Genomic DNA, 14,745 nt, shown 5'->3' with positions numbered 1-14,745 from the left:
TTTATTAATTTATTTTCTAATTTTGATGCATTAAATTTATACTTAGCTTGCGGATTTCTTTTTCATATAGTCTGATAATACTATCTTCTATTTTTTCGCCATTTTTTTGCTTAATATTAATATTTAATTTACCATCCTTAGATTTAACTAAAAATAAATTTTTTACTAATTCTTTATTTTTTTCAATTTTTATTTTTTCTTTTTTAGTTATATATCCACTTGATATTACTGATAATGTATATTCTCCTACTGGATGTTTTATCTCGTAATTACCTGTTCCAACTTCTACATTAACAAATACTCCTGTTTCTTCGATTAAAACTTTTGTTTTGTTTGATATAGGAATCGTTGATTCATCTGTTTCTACAATTTCTTTTGAGTTGTATAACGATAGCTTAGTTTGTTCAAAAGGTTTAGACGTCATCTTTGGAATATCTGATTTAGATATATCATTAATAGTCAGGTCATCTATATACCAACCACCACTACTTGGTTCCTCAATTTCTTTACCTGTTTTTAATACAAATCTTAATTTAACATTTGATGATAAATATTCTTTTGGGATATCTATATGGTCTGTATACCAAGCACCTCTCACTCTACCTTTTTCATTAATAGTCTCTTCTTTTAACTCAAATAAATTGTTCCAATTTTTACCATCATCTTTACTTATTTGAATGCTACCTTGATCCTCGTCAAAATTTCCATATTCTGTAAGGCCTTTTCTACCTGTTGTGTTAAACCACATCTGTAAATACAATCTTGCATTTGTTAATTTTGATAAATCCATACTTGGTGACTCTAAAGTATATGTTGCATTTGGTTTTCTAAAATCATTCAATTCTGTTCCCCAAACATTTGGACTACCTTCATTTTTCCCAATAGTTTGAGCTTTTGTAGGTCTACTTCCTAATTTAGCTAAATCTAATTTTGTTTCTAGGTCAATTATTCCTTTTGTCCATTTATTTCCTTTTTCATCAGGTATAGATTTCCAATTTTTATCTTCTTCAAAATTAAATTTGATATGCTCTTTACCCTCAGTATATGTGTATGATTTTATTTCTGACTTTTCACTTTCATTTTCACCTATACTTGCCGTTGCATAGTAGTAATATGTTCCTGTTTTTTGTGCCGGTACATCATCTAAACTAACAATATATTTACCGACTTCATTATTTTTTTTACTTAACACTTTTTCAAATGGACCATTTTTTGAAGTGGATTTATACAAGTTATATCCTGTTATTTTGGGATCATCTACAGGACTAAATGAATATATAAGTTTTTGGTTTCTAAAATCTAATCCTACATACTTACTTGGTGCTTTTGGTATTTTTTTTGATGCTTCTACTATTTTTAGATTATCAATATACCATCCAAGTTTTTGTTTTTTACTAAATTCACCTGGACGCATACCTAACATTACAGAAATTTTTTTACCTTTATACATTGATAAATCAATATATTCTTCTTTCCAACCTTTAGAACTATTTTTATAAAGTCTTACATTATTATATTTTATTTTATCTACTGAAGTCGTATCTTCAGTTATTTCTCCAATCCATACCTCTGCAGTATCAAAAAATGCACTTTGTCCATTGTCTAAATCATACCAATGCTTAAATGTCAATGCAGCATCTCTTTCTTCACCTGTTAAGTCAATAGGCGGTAGGACAGCTATGGTTTCTTTTAATTCTGTATAATTTGAATTTAATTTAGTACCTAATACTTTTGAGCCTGATGGAATTCCTTCTTTTGGTTTCCCTTCAACAACTCCCCATTCCCAAATAGGTGTTTTTCCACCAAATTCAAAACCATCTATATTATCTTCAAAATTTTGTGAATAACCTATACCTATTCCTGGTTTTACTGTTGCCTCATACTCAGGTGTTTTTGTTATATTATCATTACCGTCTATAACTTCAATATAATATTTTACCTTATCACTTGTTAACTCTTCCGATTTTATAGTGATAGAGTATTCACCTTTTTGCTTATTACCTTTAATCAATTCAAAATTTTTTTCTTCCCATTTACTTTCATCTTTAGAAATAAATAACTTAACATTTTTTACATATGTGTCATCTTTAATATCTACTGAGATATCAAATGGTCTTCCCTTATACATACTCTTAATTGGTGTATGTGCAATTATTGGTTTACTATCATCTTTACCCTTTACAGATATTTTTCCTTTTACTGTACCAAATTCTGCATCATTAAATTTTTTCTGCCATTTTTACAGCTTTATATGCATTTATCTTTCCATGACCATAACCATTGTTTGGTGTATTTACATAATCATCATCTTTTAGTGGTATTGCACTATCAGTAAGAATTTTTTCAACCTGATCTACCGTTAAATTTTTATTTACACCATAAACCAGTGCAGCAACTCCGGAAACGTGAGGCCAGCCATCGATGTACCGGTCCTTATTGCATATTTTCCTCCTGGAATAGATGATTTAATATTAACCCCTGGAGCAACAATATTTGGTTTAACTTGATTTGGATATTTACTTGGTCCTCTTAATGAGAATTTTGCAAGCTTATCATCTTGTCTTATCGCACCCACTGCAAATGCTTCCGGGTAACTGGCTGGAGTACCTATTGAACCTTTTCCTCCTTCATTATATGCACTTACATTTCCTGTAGAAAACACTGGCAATATTCCTGCCGCACGCCATTTTTTTAATATATCTCTAAAAAATTCATTATCAGAGTTTCCACCCCATGAGTTATTCACAACTTTAGGCGCCATTTCAGGATGTGCTACTCCCTTTTCATCAGTAGGTGCCAACATCCATTCTCCAGCTTCTAAGAGCTGTTTTAATGTCGTTTCGCCATCTTTATCGAATACTTTTGCCGCAATCCATTTTGCTTTAGGTGCTATACCTAGAGGACTTTGTTCTTTAGGGTCTTTACCTAAAATGGTTCCTGCAACGTGTGTCCCATGTCCTGTTGAGTCTGTTGGTGTACCACCTTTTTTCCCAGTAATTGTGTCAAAAAAACTGTATATCGCTTTTCTTTCTTCGTTTCCTCTATATGAACTGGATATCGCCGGATGAGTAGCATCAACACCAGAGTCTATTATACCTACTACAACCCCTTCCCCCTCATAGTTTTCTTCTAAGGTTTTATTAACAGATATTGTTTTTAAGTTCCAAGGTATATGTTTTTTATTTTCTAAAGAATTTAATGAAAAAGTATTTTTTTTACTCGATACCTTATTCTCTTTTTGTTCTGCCTTGTCACTCAAAATTTTTTTATTTAGTACAATCTTTTCAACATCAAATCTTTTTGATAAAACTTTAATAGATTCTTCATTTCCTACAACAGCAATGCTGTTTACAATATAAAAAGCCTTAAAATCTTTTATATTATTTTTGGATACTTGCTCATTTATAACTTCTACTATTTTTTCTTGTGTTTCCTTTGCTTTATCGATTAAAGTCTCTACTACCTTTTTAGATTCTACTTTATCAATGTTTTTTGATTGTTCTTTCATTTTAACTATAAATTCAACAAAATCATTCTTATCTAGTTCTGAATTTAAGTTTTTTTCGATTTTGGAGCTTGACTTTTTTTCTGGCATTTCTAAGCTCGCATAAACCGGCATAGCATTAGTCAATATTAGCATCACAGCTAATAATAAACTTAATATACTAACTTTACTTTTTTTCATAATTCCTCCTATTTATTATTAGTAACAAAATTATTATACTAAATATATTAGTTTGTGTAAATAATTTTGTTAGGTATGACTAATTATTCTAATATTTGTATCGTATTACACTCTATAATATAATTGAAATATAAAAAATCAAACAAGGAGCTTATATGGAATTATTTTTAGTCCTATTTTTATTTGGCATACTTTTTTTCGCTATGGAAAAAATATTATTAAATTCAGTTAAAATATTTGAGGATAGAGAAAAGTTTTCAACAGATTCTAAATTACTAGAAGTAGAATATAAAGAAAAATCAAAAACTACGATTTATCACGTCGAATTTACGGATAATAATAACAATGTATTAAAAGGTAAGTCCCTCCAGTATAAGGGAAAACCAAGATTTAAGGTAGGAGACAGTCTTGAAATTGATTATTTAATAAGAGATGAGATGAAACACTTAATAGAAAATAACTTAGTAGATGTAAAGCATCCCGAGCATAAAACTATGTATGAAGATTTAAGGACTCCCATCAGATTTATGTATTATATTGCAATAGGGTTTTTTATATTTTCTGCAATGGCGCTAATTTATTGGATTATTTTTTAAAATAGCCCCCTAGATAACTCTAGAGGGCTATTTTCATTTTTTTTACTTTTCTTTTATACTACACAATCTTAGATGATTATTGTTAACATAAACTTATTTAACTTTTATATCTAATTCTTTTCTAAATTTTTTAATTACCTTTTTTTCTAAACGAGATACCGTCATCTGACTAACATCTAATTCATCTGCAATTGCTGCTTGAGTCATTTTATCGAAAAATCTGTAAACTACTACTTTTTTTTCAACGTCAGAAAAATCTTCCATTACTTCTTTTATAAAGGACATATTTTCAACTAGTTTATAATTCTTATCTTCCTCCCCTAATAAATCCCTAAAGCTAACTTCTCTATCTTCGGATGAATTATCAAGATTTTTATCGATAGATTGAGGAGAATAAACTTGAGAAGCATCCATCGCTTCAATTACTTCTTCAGGAGAGACTTCTAAATATTCAGCTATTTCATTTATATTTGGGGTTTTCTTATATCTTTGTGCCAGTTCTATTTTTGCATTATTTATTCTCTTAGATAGTTCTTGTATTCTTCTTGGTACTCTTATAACCCAACCTTTATCTCTAAAATATCTTTTTATTTCACCAATAATTGTTGGTGTTGCAAATGAAGAAAATTCAAACCCCTTATCAATTTTAAATCTGTCTATAGCTAAAATCAGGCCTAATGATGCTATTTGATAAAGATCATCAAATTCTATACCTCTATTAGCATATTTTTTTGCTAATATTTCTGATATATACAGATTTTTTTCAATCAGTTCATCTCTAAGTATTTTTATTTCTCTTTTTATTTTATTAAGTTCTTTTTCATTATAATTTTCAGATTTTTCGAGTTTTTTTTCTTCTTTTTTTAATTTATCAAGTTTATAAAATTCTTCATAAAATCTAATTTTTCCATCAGTACTTTTATTTTTTCCCATTTTAAACCTATTTCTTATTTAATTTTACTGAAATTAAGTTATAATCTATTTTGATTTCATCTGCCAATGATAAAAGTATTTGTTTTTTTAACTCTAAATTCATATCATTTAAGCTATTTTCTTTCACTAAATTTTCAGCATAAAATTCCATATTAATATGTTCAATACAATGTTCAATTTTAATATTAATTCTATCATTTTTAGGAATCAACATCATAAAAACTTCTGATGCTACTACTTTTAAGTCTTCAATTACCTCTACATCAAATCCTACATTATTTGCTAGTGAAGCAACAGAAAGTCTTAAAATTTGTAAATAATGAGAATTAGATGGTAATTCGAGATTGATGTATTCCATTAGTCCTCCATTATGAATAATTGATCAAGTTCAGTTATAATAAATAATTTTTTTATATTTTTTTTAGAATTTTTTACAGTTAAAGTTTTTTGTTTATCTCTAACTTCCTTAAAAATTGTAATTAAAGCTCCTAAACCTGTAGAATCAATATAATCTAATTTTTCTAAATCTAGAACTATATCTTTTTTCAAATTTTTATATTTTTCTAAAGCTTCCTTTTTAAATTTTTCAACATTATTTATATCAAGATCTCCGGATAAAGTTATTTCTAGTTTTTGATTTTCAATATATGATGCTTCAAACGCCATTTTTTCTCCTATTCCACATCTTCGATGTATTTAGCACATGCTACAATTTTTTCTTCTTTACTATTTAATTTCTTTAATCTAACTCCTTGAGTAGATCTTCCCATAGTCGATATATCCTTAGCTGTCAATCTAATTATATCCCCTTTTGATGAAACTAATATTATATCATCATCTGCATTTACTAATTTTGCAGAAACTACTTTACCAGTCTTGTTAGTTATTTTATAAGTTTTAACACCTTTTCCGCCACGGTTTTGAGAACTATAGTGTTTTATAAGCGTTTTTTTTCCATAACCAAATTCTGAAACAATAAATAGATATTCATTTTCATCTAAAACGCAAATTTCTACAACAGAATCATCTTTATTTAGTTCTATACCTTTAACCCCTTGAGCTGTCCTACCAAGTGGTCTTACATCATTTAGATTAAATATTATAGACTGCCCATTTTCCGTAACTAGTACAACTTCAGAATCGTTTGTGACAACTTTAGCACCTATCAATTCATCAGTTTCATTTAATGTGATTCCTATAATACCTGAAACTCTAATATTTTCAAACTCTTTAGCCTCTGTTCTCTTAATTTTACCATCTTTAGTTGCTAATATAACATAAGTATCCTCAAAGTTATCAATTGGAATAACCGCAGAAACATTTTCATCAGCCTGTAATTGCAATATATTTATAATTGCTTGACCCTTTGATTGTCTCTTACCTTCTTTTATTTCGTACGCCATCTTGCTATATACTCTACCTTGATTTGTAAAGAATAATAAACTTGTATGAGTTGATGTTACGAATAAGTCTTGAACAAAATCATCTTCTTTTGTTGACATTCCTATAACACCTTTTCCACCTCTATTTTGTACTTTATACGTATTAGCCGGTAGTCTCTTGATATATCCTTCATTTGTCAATGTTATAATTACTTTTTCTTCTTCGATTAGATTCCTCAAAATTAATTTCATCAGCCGCAGGTTTAATTCTACTTCTTCTTTCATCACCAAATTTTTCTTTAATTTCTAATAATTCTTCTTTAATGATTTTCATTAAAATATCTTCATTCTCTAAAATTTCTTTTAGGGATTTTATTGTCTGAATTAACTCTTGATGTTCAGATTCTAATTTCTCTACATTTAGCCCTGAAAGTCTTTTTAATTGCATGTCTAATATTGCTTGACCTTGAATTTCAGTCAAGTCAAAACGTTTAGTAAATTCTTGCTTGATTTGATTGTCATCATAATTTGATTCTATAATTTTAACTATTTCATCTATGTTATCATACGCAATTTTCAGACCTTCTACAATATGAGCTCTTGCTTCAGCTTTATCTAAATCAAATTTAGTTCTTCTTGTAACAACTTCTTTTTGATGATTGATATAATGAGATATTAATTCTTTTAAGTTTAATTCTTTAGGGATTCCATTTACAAGTGCAAGATTAATGATACCGAAAGTAGTCGTTAATTGAGTTTGATTATATAAATTATTTAATACAACATTTGGATTTGCATCTCTTTTCGTTTCAATTACGATTCTCATACCATTTCTATTAGATTCATCTCTAATATCTGCGATTCCATCTATCTTTTTATCTCTAACTAAATCCGCTATTTTCATGATAAGTCTAGATTGATTAACTTGATATGGTATTTCTGTAACTATTATCCTATGTTTGCTCTTATATTCTTCAATATGTGCTTCTGCTCTTAATTTAACTTTACCTCTACCTGTTTTATATGCATCAATTATAGGTTTTTTCCCCATAATATTTGCACCTGTAGGAAAATCAGGGCCTTTTATATATTCCATCAATCCGTCTATACTGATATTATTATCGTCAATATACGCTATACAACCATCTACTACCTCATTTAGATTGTGAGGAGCCATATTTGTAGCCATACCAACAGCTATACCTGAAGATCCATTTACAAGAAGATTTGGAAATCTTGCAGGAAGCACTTTAGGTTCTAATTCTTCTTCATCAAAGTTAGGTTGAAAATCTACAGTATCTTTGTTGATATCTCTAAGCATTTCTGAAGCAAGTTTTGTCATTCTAACCTCAGTATAACGCTGAGCAGCCGCTCCATCTCCATCTATAGAACCAAAGTTACCTTGACCATCTGCAAGAAGATATCTTGTATTAAAGTCCTGTGCAAGTCTAACAATAGCATCATAGATAGCACTATCTCCATGAGGATGAAATCTACCCATTACTTCTCCGACAAGTCTTGCAGATTTTCTGTGAGGTTTATTGTATGCTAGACCTAATTGTTGCATACCATAAAGTATTCTCCTATGAACTGGTTTTAGTCCATCTCTTACATCTGGCAATGCTCTTGAAACTATTACCGACATGGAATAGTCCAGATATGCCTCTTTCATTTTTTCTTCAATATTAGCAGATATAATATTACTCTGTCAAATTCTATATTAGCCATTATCCACTCCTAAGCATCAATATTTTTAGCGTATTGTGCATTTTCTTCTATAAATTCTCTTCTTGGTTCTACTTTATCTCCCATTAATGTCGTAAATGTATCATCTAATGTTATTGATTCATCATCTACCTTGACTTGTAATAATATTCTATGCTCTGGATTCATTGTAGTATCCCATAATTGATTTGCATTCATTTCACCAAGCCCTTTATATCTTTTTAGTTTGTAGTTTTCTCCTTGTATACCTTCTAGAACCTTTTTTAATTCTTTTTCGTTATATACGTATCTTTCTTTTTTCCCTTGAATAACACTAAATAGTGGAGGTTGTGCTAAATACACATTTCCATTATCTATAAGTGGTCTCATATATCTAAATAGGAATGTCAATAATAACGTAGCTATGTGCGAACCATCGACATCAGCATCAGTCATAATTATTATTTTTCCATATCTTAATTGATTTATATCAAATTCTTCACCAATACCTGTACCGAATGCTGTAATTAAAGCCTTTATTTCATCTGATGAAAGAATTTTATTAAATCTAGCTTTTTCAACATTCATGATCTTACCCTTCAATGGTAAGATTGCCTGTATTTTATTATCTCTACCTAATTTTGCAGAACCACCCGCAGAGTCCCCCTCTACGATAAATATTTCATTTTCTGAAATATCACTTGATTGACATTCAGCTAATTTACCAGGTAATGTTGAACTACTTAAAATCGAATTCTGTTTTCTAGATAAGTCCCTCGCCTTTTTAGATGCTTCTCTCGCCCTTCTCGATGCGATTGATTTATCTACAATTTTTTTGGCAACATTAGGATTTTCTTCTAAATATATTTGTAAATTATCTGATAAAAATGAGTCAACAATACCACGCATTTCGGAAGAGCCTAGTTTTCCTTTTGTTTGTCCCTCAAACTGAGGATTTGAAAGTTTTACTGCCACAATAGCTGTAATGCCTTCCCTTATATCTTCTCCTGTGAAATTATCTTCTTTCTCTTTAAGTAAATCATACTCTCTTGCATAGTTATTTATAGTCTTTGTAATAGCAGATTTAAATCCTGTTAAATGTGTACCCCCTTCAGGTGTTAGTATAGTATTTGCAAATGATAATATGTTTTCTGAATACGCATCAGTATATTGCATTGCTATATCAACTTCACAACCATCAGTCATCCCCGTAAAATGTATTATATCTGAATGTAATTCTGTTTTTTTCTTGTTTAGATATTCTACAAATGATGCTAATCCACCTTCTGCGAAGAAGTCTTTTTTATATTTTTCTTCTTCTCTTTCATCGATAAGAGTTATTTTTAATCCTTTATTTAAAAAAGACATTTCCAAAAATCTTTTTTCTAAAGTATTTCTATTAAATTCTAAAGTTTCAAAAATATCGCCATCTTGCCAAAACCTAATGGTTGTTCCTGTTTCGTCAGTAGCTTCATGCTTTATAAGACTTGAAGTGGATTTACCTGTTTCAAAATTTTGAGTATATTTAAATCCATCTCTTTTAACCTCAGCAACTAGTTTTTTGGATAAAGCGTTTACTACAGAAACTCCTACTCCATGCAAACCACCTGAAAATGCATATGCATCAGAGTCAAACTTCCCACCAGCATGAAGAATTGTAAGAACTGTTTCGAGTGTTGATTTCCCAGTCTTTGGATGTTTTTTAACAGGTATCCCTAATCCATTATCTGAAATTTCACAAGAACCATCATTATTTAATTTAACAATTATAGTGTCACATCTTCCAGCTAAAGCTTCATCAACCGAGTTATCTACTACTTCATAAACTAGGTGATGTAGTCCCCTTTCATCTGTCGAACCAATATACATACCTGGTCTAACACGAACCGCTTCTAATCCCTCAAGAACCCTAATATTCGATTCTCCGTATTGTTGTTTCTTATCTACCATCTTGTATCCTTTCATCGATTATCTTTCCATTTACCACTTTATATATATTGCCTTGCATATAAGAAATGTCTATATTCGCTAAGGAGTTTGTGGTAATAATACTTTGATAACTTTTAGATTTTTCGATTAATAATTTAGCTCTAATATTATCAAGTTCCGAAAACACATCGTCTAATAATAAAATAGGCTTTGTTTTTGTTATAGTTTCAATTAATTTAGCTTCAGCTAATTTTAACGATAACATTATCGTCCTTTGCTGTCCTTGAGAAGCAAAGATTTTTGAATCCTTTCCATTTATATTAAAAATTAAATCATCCTTATGTGGACCATAAAGGCTCACATACCTCGCTTTTTCTTTTTCTATATTTTTTTTTAATAATTTCTGATACTCTTTCTCTATAGTTTCAAGATTTTCAAAATTATTGATATAGTTATTTTCTAAAATAATATCTAAATCTTCTTTTTTTGAACTTAATTCATAGTGAAAATCTTTAGTAAACTTTTTCAATATTTCAATATACTTATATCTATAAATAGCTATCTTCGAACCATATTCAACCATTTTTTTATTATAAGTTTCCAATAATTCATCTGAATATTTTTTATTTAGATTATTTTTTAGTAAATTATTTTTTTGAAATCTAATTTTATTAAAATTATTTAAATATGTTCTATAGGTAATATCATTATTAGTTATTATATCATCTAAAAATTTTCTTCTCATCATTGGAGAGTCTTTTATTATAAGAACTTCTTCTGGAGAGAATATGACTACTCCAAATTGACTTTTCATCTCCGATAAATTTTCTATCTCTATCTCATTTATCCTAATTCTTTTTTTTGTACTTTTAGATAATTTTATCTCTACTACTTTTCTTTTATTTTGATTAACAATGTCCGCTTTAAGATACATTAAATTCTTTTCAAAATTTATTAATTCATCTTCTTTTATATTCTTAAAACTATATCCTCTCGCACAAATATATATAGATTCAAGCAAATTAGTCTTTCCTTGAGCATTTTGCCCAACTAAAATATTTGTCTTATCATGAAATATAATATCTTCTTCATCATAATTTCTATGATTAATTAGTTTTAATTCTTTAATTAACATATTTCCTCAAAATTAATCTTTATTTATCTGAACTTTTTCTCCATCAAGTTCAACTATGTCGCCTTTTCTTATCTTTTTTCCTCTTTGAGTACATATTTCACCGTTATATTTTACTAAACCTTCAGCAATTACTTGTTTTGCTTCTCCACCAGTTTGAACTAGTGAGGTGAATTTTAATAATTGATCTAATTTTATATATTCTGTATTTATATTAATTTTTTGCATTTTATCTCCATAATATTTTATTTTCCTAATCTAATAGGCAATACAAGATATAGATATTCGTCTACATGATTAATTGGATAAATAGTCATTGGAGATAATGAATCTCTTAACTTTAATATAACCTGATCATCTTCAATCACTTTCAATCCATCTAATAAATATCTAGTATTAAATGCAATAGTTAAATTTTCACCCTCTTGTTCTGTATTTAATCTTTCATCTACATTACCTATACTAGAATTTGATGTAATATTAAGTACTCCATTATTAAATTCAAATTTTGTTAAATTTGGATTTGAGCTTGTTATAATTAAACTAGCTCTTTCTAACGAACTTATCAAATCATCTCTATTAACTATAATATTCGTACTATAGTCTCTATTAATTATTCTTTTATAATCAAGATATTTTTTATCGATTAATCTTGAATACATTTTAGTATTACCATTGATGAAAGCAATATGTCCCTCAATGACAACAATATCAGTGCTTTGATTGTCAATTATTCTAATTAATTCTGTAAAAGCTCTTCTTGGGACAATATTAGAAAAGTTTACATTCTTTGAATTGTTTTTTATTTTCTTTATTGCCATTCTATACCCGTCAAGTGCAACAAATTTTATTTCATCGTTATTAACCTCAAATAAAATACCTTGAAGTGCAAGTCTTGTATCATCATTTAATAATGTAGCAAAACTAGTTTGTTTAATGGCATTTGTTAAATCTTCATTTTTTATCGTTAAAGAAGCTTCATCATCTGCAATTGCGATATTTGGGTATTCCTCAGATGATTGACATGGTATATCTAAAACTGAATTTTGACATTTTATATTTACATTATCATTTTGTGCTGTAATAGAAATAATATTTTCAGGCATTTTTCTTATAATATTTCCAATTAAGTTTGATTTTATGGCTACTGATCCTTCTTCTATAATTTCACATTTTACTCTTGTTTCTATTGAAAGCTCTAAATCAGTAGATGTCAGTATTAATTCATCACCTTTAGCAGTAAAAACAATGCTATCTAAAATTTGAATAGATGTTCTATTGGAAATAGCTTTTTGAGCAATTGAAATACGAGTATTTAAATCTGATTGTTGTATATTAAATTTCATGATTTCTCCTAATATATATATTTTAAAATTAGTAATAATAGTAGTAGGCACGGTGAATATGTTGATAACTTATCTTACGTTTAGTTTTACATAAAAAAACATGTTGATAAGTCGTGAGTAAATAATTTATAAGTACAATAATTATTTGTATATTATCAACATTAATTATTTTCAAGAATAGCTATTAACGTTTCAATAGTTTTCTTCAATTCATTATCTTTTTTGACTAATTTACTAATTTTATCACCACCATATATGATTGTTGCATGATCCCTTTCGAATGAATCAGCAATTTTTATTAATGATAAATTAGTTAATCTCCTAGATAAGTACATAGCAATTTGTCTAGGATCCGATACAGATTTTTGCCTGTTTTGAGTTATTAAATCTTCAGGATTTAAACCATAATGTTTAGCTACTACTTCTTTAATCCTATTTAATGTTATAGGCTTTGATTTCTTTTCTTTTATAGATAAAGATTGCTTTGCAATATCTAAGAAAGCTTCATCATTGATTTTCTCACTTACATTACCTTGTTTTAAATTGTGTAAAGCCATAACCTTAATTAAAGAACCTTCTAGATTTCTTATATTATCTGTAACATTTTCAGCTATAAAAGAGATAACATTATTGGGAACAATATATTTTTCCATATTTATTTTATTTTGTAAAATAGCTACTCTCGTTTCAAAATCTGGTTTTTGAATATCTGCAATCATACCACCGCTAAACCTTGTAACAAGCCTATCTTCTAAGCCTTTTATTTCTTCAGGTCTTTTATCTGAAGTAAAAATAATTTGTTTTTTTGATTGTTGCAATGAATTAAAAGTGTGAAATATTTCTTCTTGCGTACTTTCTTTTCCTGAAATAAATTGAATATCGTCAATCATTAAAACATCACAATTTCTATATTTATCTCTAAAAGCTTGAGAGTTTGTTATTGAATTTTTACTTGCAGTAATCGTAGAAATAAATTCATTCATAAAATTTTCACTTGTAATATAAATAACTTTTTTTTCAGGCCATTTCTCAAGAATTCTATGTCCAACAGCCTGCATTAAATGCGTTTTACCTAATCCAGAACTTCCGTATATGAAAAAAGGATTGTAAATAGTTCCTGGATTTTCGGCTATATTTTCAGCAATAGCTAAAGCCAGATCATTAGATTTTCCTTTTACAAAATTATCGAAAGTATTTTTCTTATTCAATGAAGACTTATAAATATATGTGTCGGGAGTGATTTGACTTATTCTATTTTCAGATTCTTTTAAAGGTTTAGATAAGACGTAATCATTTTTTATATCGTTATCTTTCTCATCCTCAGAAGTAATCCTCTTGAATAGTGGATTGTTTGGATTTAAAATTACCAAATTAACTTCTTGATTTAGGATTTTTCGAAGTTTAGATTCAATTGAATCTTTATATCTTTTTTCAACAGTTTCATTTATAAACTTAATTGTAGAGTATATATAGAACTCAGAACCTTTAAGTTTTAGGGGAATAAGTGGTTTTATCCAAGTATTGTAATGAACATAAATCATTTCTAAAATTAATTGCTCTTGGACTTGATTCCATATCTCATTAATTTTATCCATTGTCCCTCCATTTATTAACATAGTTATAAACTTATCCACAATATAAAAGCATTCAAATAATAACATATTCTTAAAATTAAACAGAATTATCCACGAAAAATAATTAAATTGGATAAATTTGTATTGTGGATAAAATTCAATAGAATTTCAATAATATATATGTTTTTTCTGAAAATTATCAACAAAATGTCAACAATTGTTTATAACTTGTGGATTATCATTTAATAACCTCTTTTTTTCTTAATAATATTATAACAGATAGTTGATAAAATACAAAATCAATAAAGTTATCCACAATTGTTTATAAAAATTGGATATCTGTATAATTTTATGTAAAATATCAAGCTATAAACTTGACAACAAGTCAATTTAAAAATATAATGGAAGATAGCATTTTATGTTGAAATACTATATAAAATTATAAAAAAATGTAGGAGGGTATA

The 14,745-nt window shown here is 28.1% G+C and carries 12 protein-coding genes and 1 pseudogene; 1 reads left to right on the top strand and 12 read right to left on the bottom strand.

Annotated features, from left to right (window positions below; translation table 11 throughout):
* Positions 1-16: 16 nt before the first annotated feature.
* The 3 genes from AC4KN9_RS00065 to AC4KN9_RS00055 form a co-directional block, all read right to left on the bottom strand.
* Positions 17-2,128, bottom strand: coding sequence for a hypothetical protein (locus AC4KN9_RS00065; protein WP_491016656.1), 2,112 nt, complete (start codon positions 2,126-2,128; stop codon positions 17-19).
* A 91-nt stretch (positions 2,129-2,219) separates the two neighbouring features.
* Positions 2,220-2,387, bottom strand: coding sequence for a hypothetical protein (locus tag AC4KN9_RS00060; RefSeq protein ID WP_491017908.1), 168 nt, complete (start codon positions 2,385-2,387; stop codon positions 2,220-2,222).
* The gene (locus AC4KN9_RS00055) at positions 2,372-3,685 is read right to left on the bottom strand and encodes a S8 family serine peptidase (RefSeq protein WP_491016655.1); all 1,314 of its coding nucleotides are present in this window, start codon (positions 3,683-3,685) and stop codon (positions 2,372-2,374) included. The genes AC4KN9_RS00060 and AC4KN9_RS00055 overlap by 16 nt, the downstream gene beginning before the upstream one ends.
* Positions 3,686-3,840: 155 nt before the next feature.
* On the opposite strand from AC4KN9_RS00055, the gene AC4KN9_RS00050 reads away from it, so the two are divergent.
* The gene (locus tag AC4KN9_RS00050) at positions 3,841-4,281 is read left to right on the top strand and encodes a hypothetical protein (RefSeq protein WP_491016654.1); all 441 of its coding nucleotides are present in this window, start codon (positions 3,841-3,843) and stop codon (positions 4,279-4,281) included.
* 93 nt (positions 4,282-4,374) lie between these two features.
* Here AC4KN9_RS00050 and AC4KN9_RS00045 read toward each other — a convergent pair whose 3' ends face one another.
* The 9 genes and pseudogenes from AC4KN9_RS00045 to dnaA all read right to left on the bottom strand — a co-directional run bounded on the left by AC4KN9_RS00045 (position 4,375) and on the right by dnaA (position 14,302).
* Positions 4,375-5,214 carry a SigB/SigF/SigG family RNA polymerase sigma factor gene (locus tag AC4KN9_RS00045; protein ID WP_491016653.1) on the bottom strand — a complete coding sequence of 280 codons (840 nt, stop codon included), beginning with the start codon at positions 5,212-5,214 and terminating at the stop codon, positions 4,375-4,377.
* 7 nt (positions 5,215-5,221) lie between these two features.
* Positions 5,222-5,572 (bottom strand): hypothetical protein, encoded by a 351-nt coding sequence (locus AC4KN9_RS00040; protein ID WP_491016652.1) that lies wholly within the window; start codon positions 5,570-5,572, stop codon positions 5,222-5,224.
* The gene (locus AC4KN9_RS00035; RefSeq protein WP_491016651.1) at positions 5,572-5,880 is read right to left on the bottom strand and encodes an STAS domain-containing protein; all 309 of its coding nucleotides are present in this window, start codon (positions 5,878-5,880) and stop codon (positions 5,572-5,574) included. Before AC4KN9_RS00035 ends, AC4KN9_RS00040 begins: the two co-directional genes overlap by 1 nt.
* A gap of 8 nt (positions 5,881-5,888) precedes the next feature.
* Positions 5,889-8,268 (bottom strand): annotated as a pseudogene (gene gyrA / locus AC4KN9_RS00030) (DNA gyrase subunit A).
* Positions 8,269-8,333: 65 nt separating this feature from the next.
* The gene (gyrB, locus tag AC4KN9_RS00025; protein WP_491016650.1) at positions 8,334-10,250 is read right to left on the bottom strand and encodes a DNA topoisomerase (ATP-hydrolyzing) subunit B; all 1,917 of its coding nucleotides are present in this window, start codon (positions 10,248-10,250) and stop codon (positions 8,334-8,336) included.
* Positions 10,240-11,364 (bottom strand): DNA replication/repair protein RecF, encoded by a 1,125-nt coding sequence (recF, locus tag AC4KN9_RS00020; protein ID WP_491016649.1) that lies wholly within the window; start codon positions 11,362-11,364, stop codon positions 10,240-10,242. Before recF ends, gyrB begins: the two co-directional genes overlap by 11 nt.
* A 12-nt stretch (positions 11,365-11,376) precedes the next feature.
* Positions 11,377-11,589 (bottom strand): S4 domain-containing protein YaaA, encoded by a 213-nt coding sequence (gene yaaA, locus AC4KN9_RS00015; protein ID WP_491016648.1) that lies wholly within the window; start codon positions 11,587-11,589, stop codon positions 11,377-11,379.
* 17 nt (positions 11,590-11,606) lie between these two features.
* The gene (dnaN, locus tag AC4KN9_RS00010; protein WP_491016647.1) at positions 11,607-12,707 is read right to left on the bottom strand and encodes a DNA polymerase III subunit beta; all 1,101 of its coding nucleotides are present in this window, start codon (positions 12,705-12,707) and stop codon (positions 11,607-11,609) included.
* Between the two features lie 161 nt (positions 12,708-12,868).
* The gene (dnaA, locus tag AC4KN9_RS00005) at positions 12,869-14,302 is read right to left on the bottom strand and encodes a chromosomal replication initiator protein DnaA (protein ID WP_491016646.1); all 1,434 of its coding nucleotides are present in this window, start codon (positions 14,300-14,302) and stop codon (positions 12,869-12,871) included.
* Between the last annotated feature and the right edge of the window lie 443 nt (positions 14,303-14,745).

The organism is Helcococcus sp. SA-HE-C1, assembly GCF_985670335.1.
The sequence above is the reverse complement of the archived record's forward strand: the minus strand, read 5'-3'. Positions and strand labels throughout refer to the sequence as shown.

Coding starts and splice junctions, on each gene's coding strand:
- recF (WP_491016649.1), bottom strand. CDS start 11,364: ATGTTAATTAAAGAATTAAAACTAATTAATCATAGAAATTATGATGAA.
- AC4KN9_RS00045 (WP_491016653.1), bottom strand. CDS start 5,214: ATGGGAAAAAATAAAAGTACTGATGGAAAAATTAGATTTTATGAAGAA.
- AC4KN9_RS00050 (WP_491016654.1), top strand. CDS start 3,841: ATGGAATTATTTTTAGTCCTATTTTTATTTGGCATACTTTTTTTCGCT.
- AC4KN9_RS00040 (WP_491016652.1), bottom strand. CDS start 5,572: ATGGAATACATCAATCTCGAATTACCATCTAATTCTCATTATTTACAA.
- dnaN (WP_491016647.1), bottom strand. CDS start 12,707: ATGAAATTTAATATACAACAATCAGATTTAAATACTCGTATTTCAATT.
- dnaA (WP_491016646.1), bottom strand. CDS start 14,302: ATGGATAAAATTAATGAGATATGGAATCAAGTCCAAGAGCAATTAATT.
- AC4KN9_RS00055 (WP_491016655.1), bottom strand. CDS start 3,685: ATGAAAAAAAGTAAAGTTAGTATATTAAGTTTATTATTAGCTGTGATG.
- AC4KN9_RS00065 (WP_491016656.1), bottom strand. CDS start 2,128: ATGTATAAGGGAAGACCATTTGATATCTCAGTAGATATTAAAGATGAC.
- yaaA (WP_491016648.1), bottom strand. CDS start 11,589: ATGCAAAAAATTAATATAAATACAGAATATATAAAATTAGATCAATTA.
- gyrB (WP_491016650.1), bottom strand. CDS start 10,250: ATGGTAGATAAGAAACAACAATACGGAGAATCGAATATTAGGGTTCTT.
- AC4KN9_RS00035 (WP_491016651.1), bottom strand. CDS start 5,880: ATGGCGTTTGAAGCATCATATATTGAAAATCAAAAACTAGAAATAACT.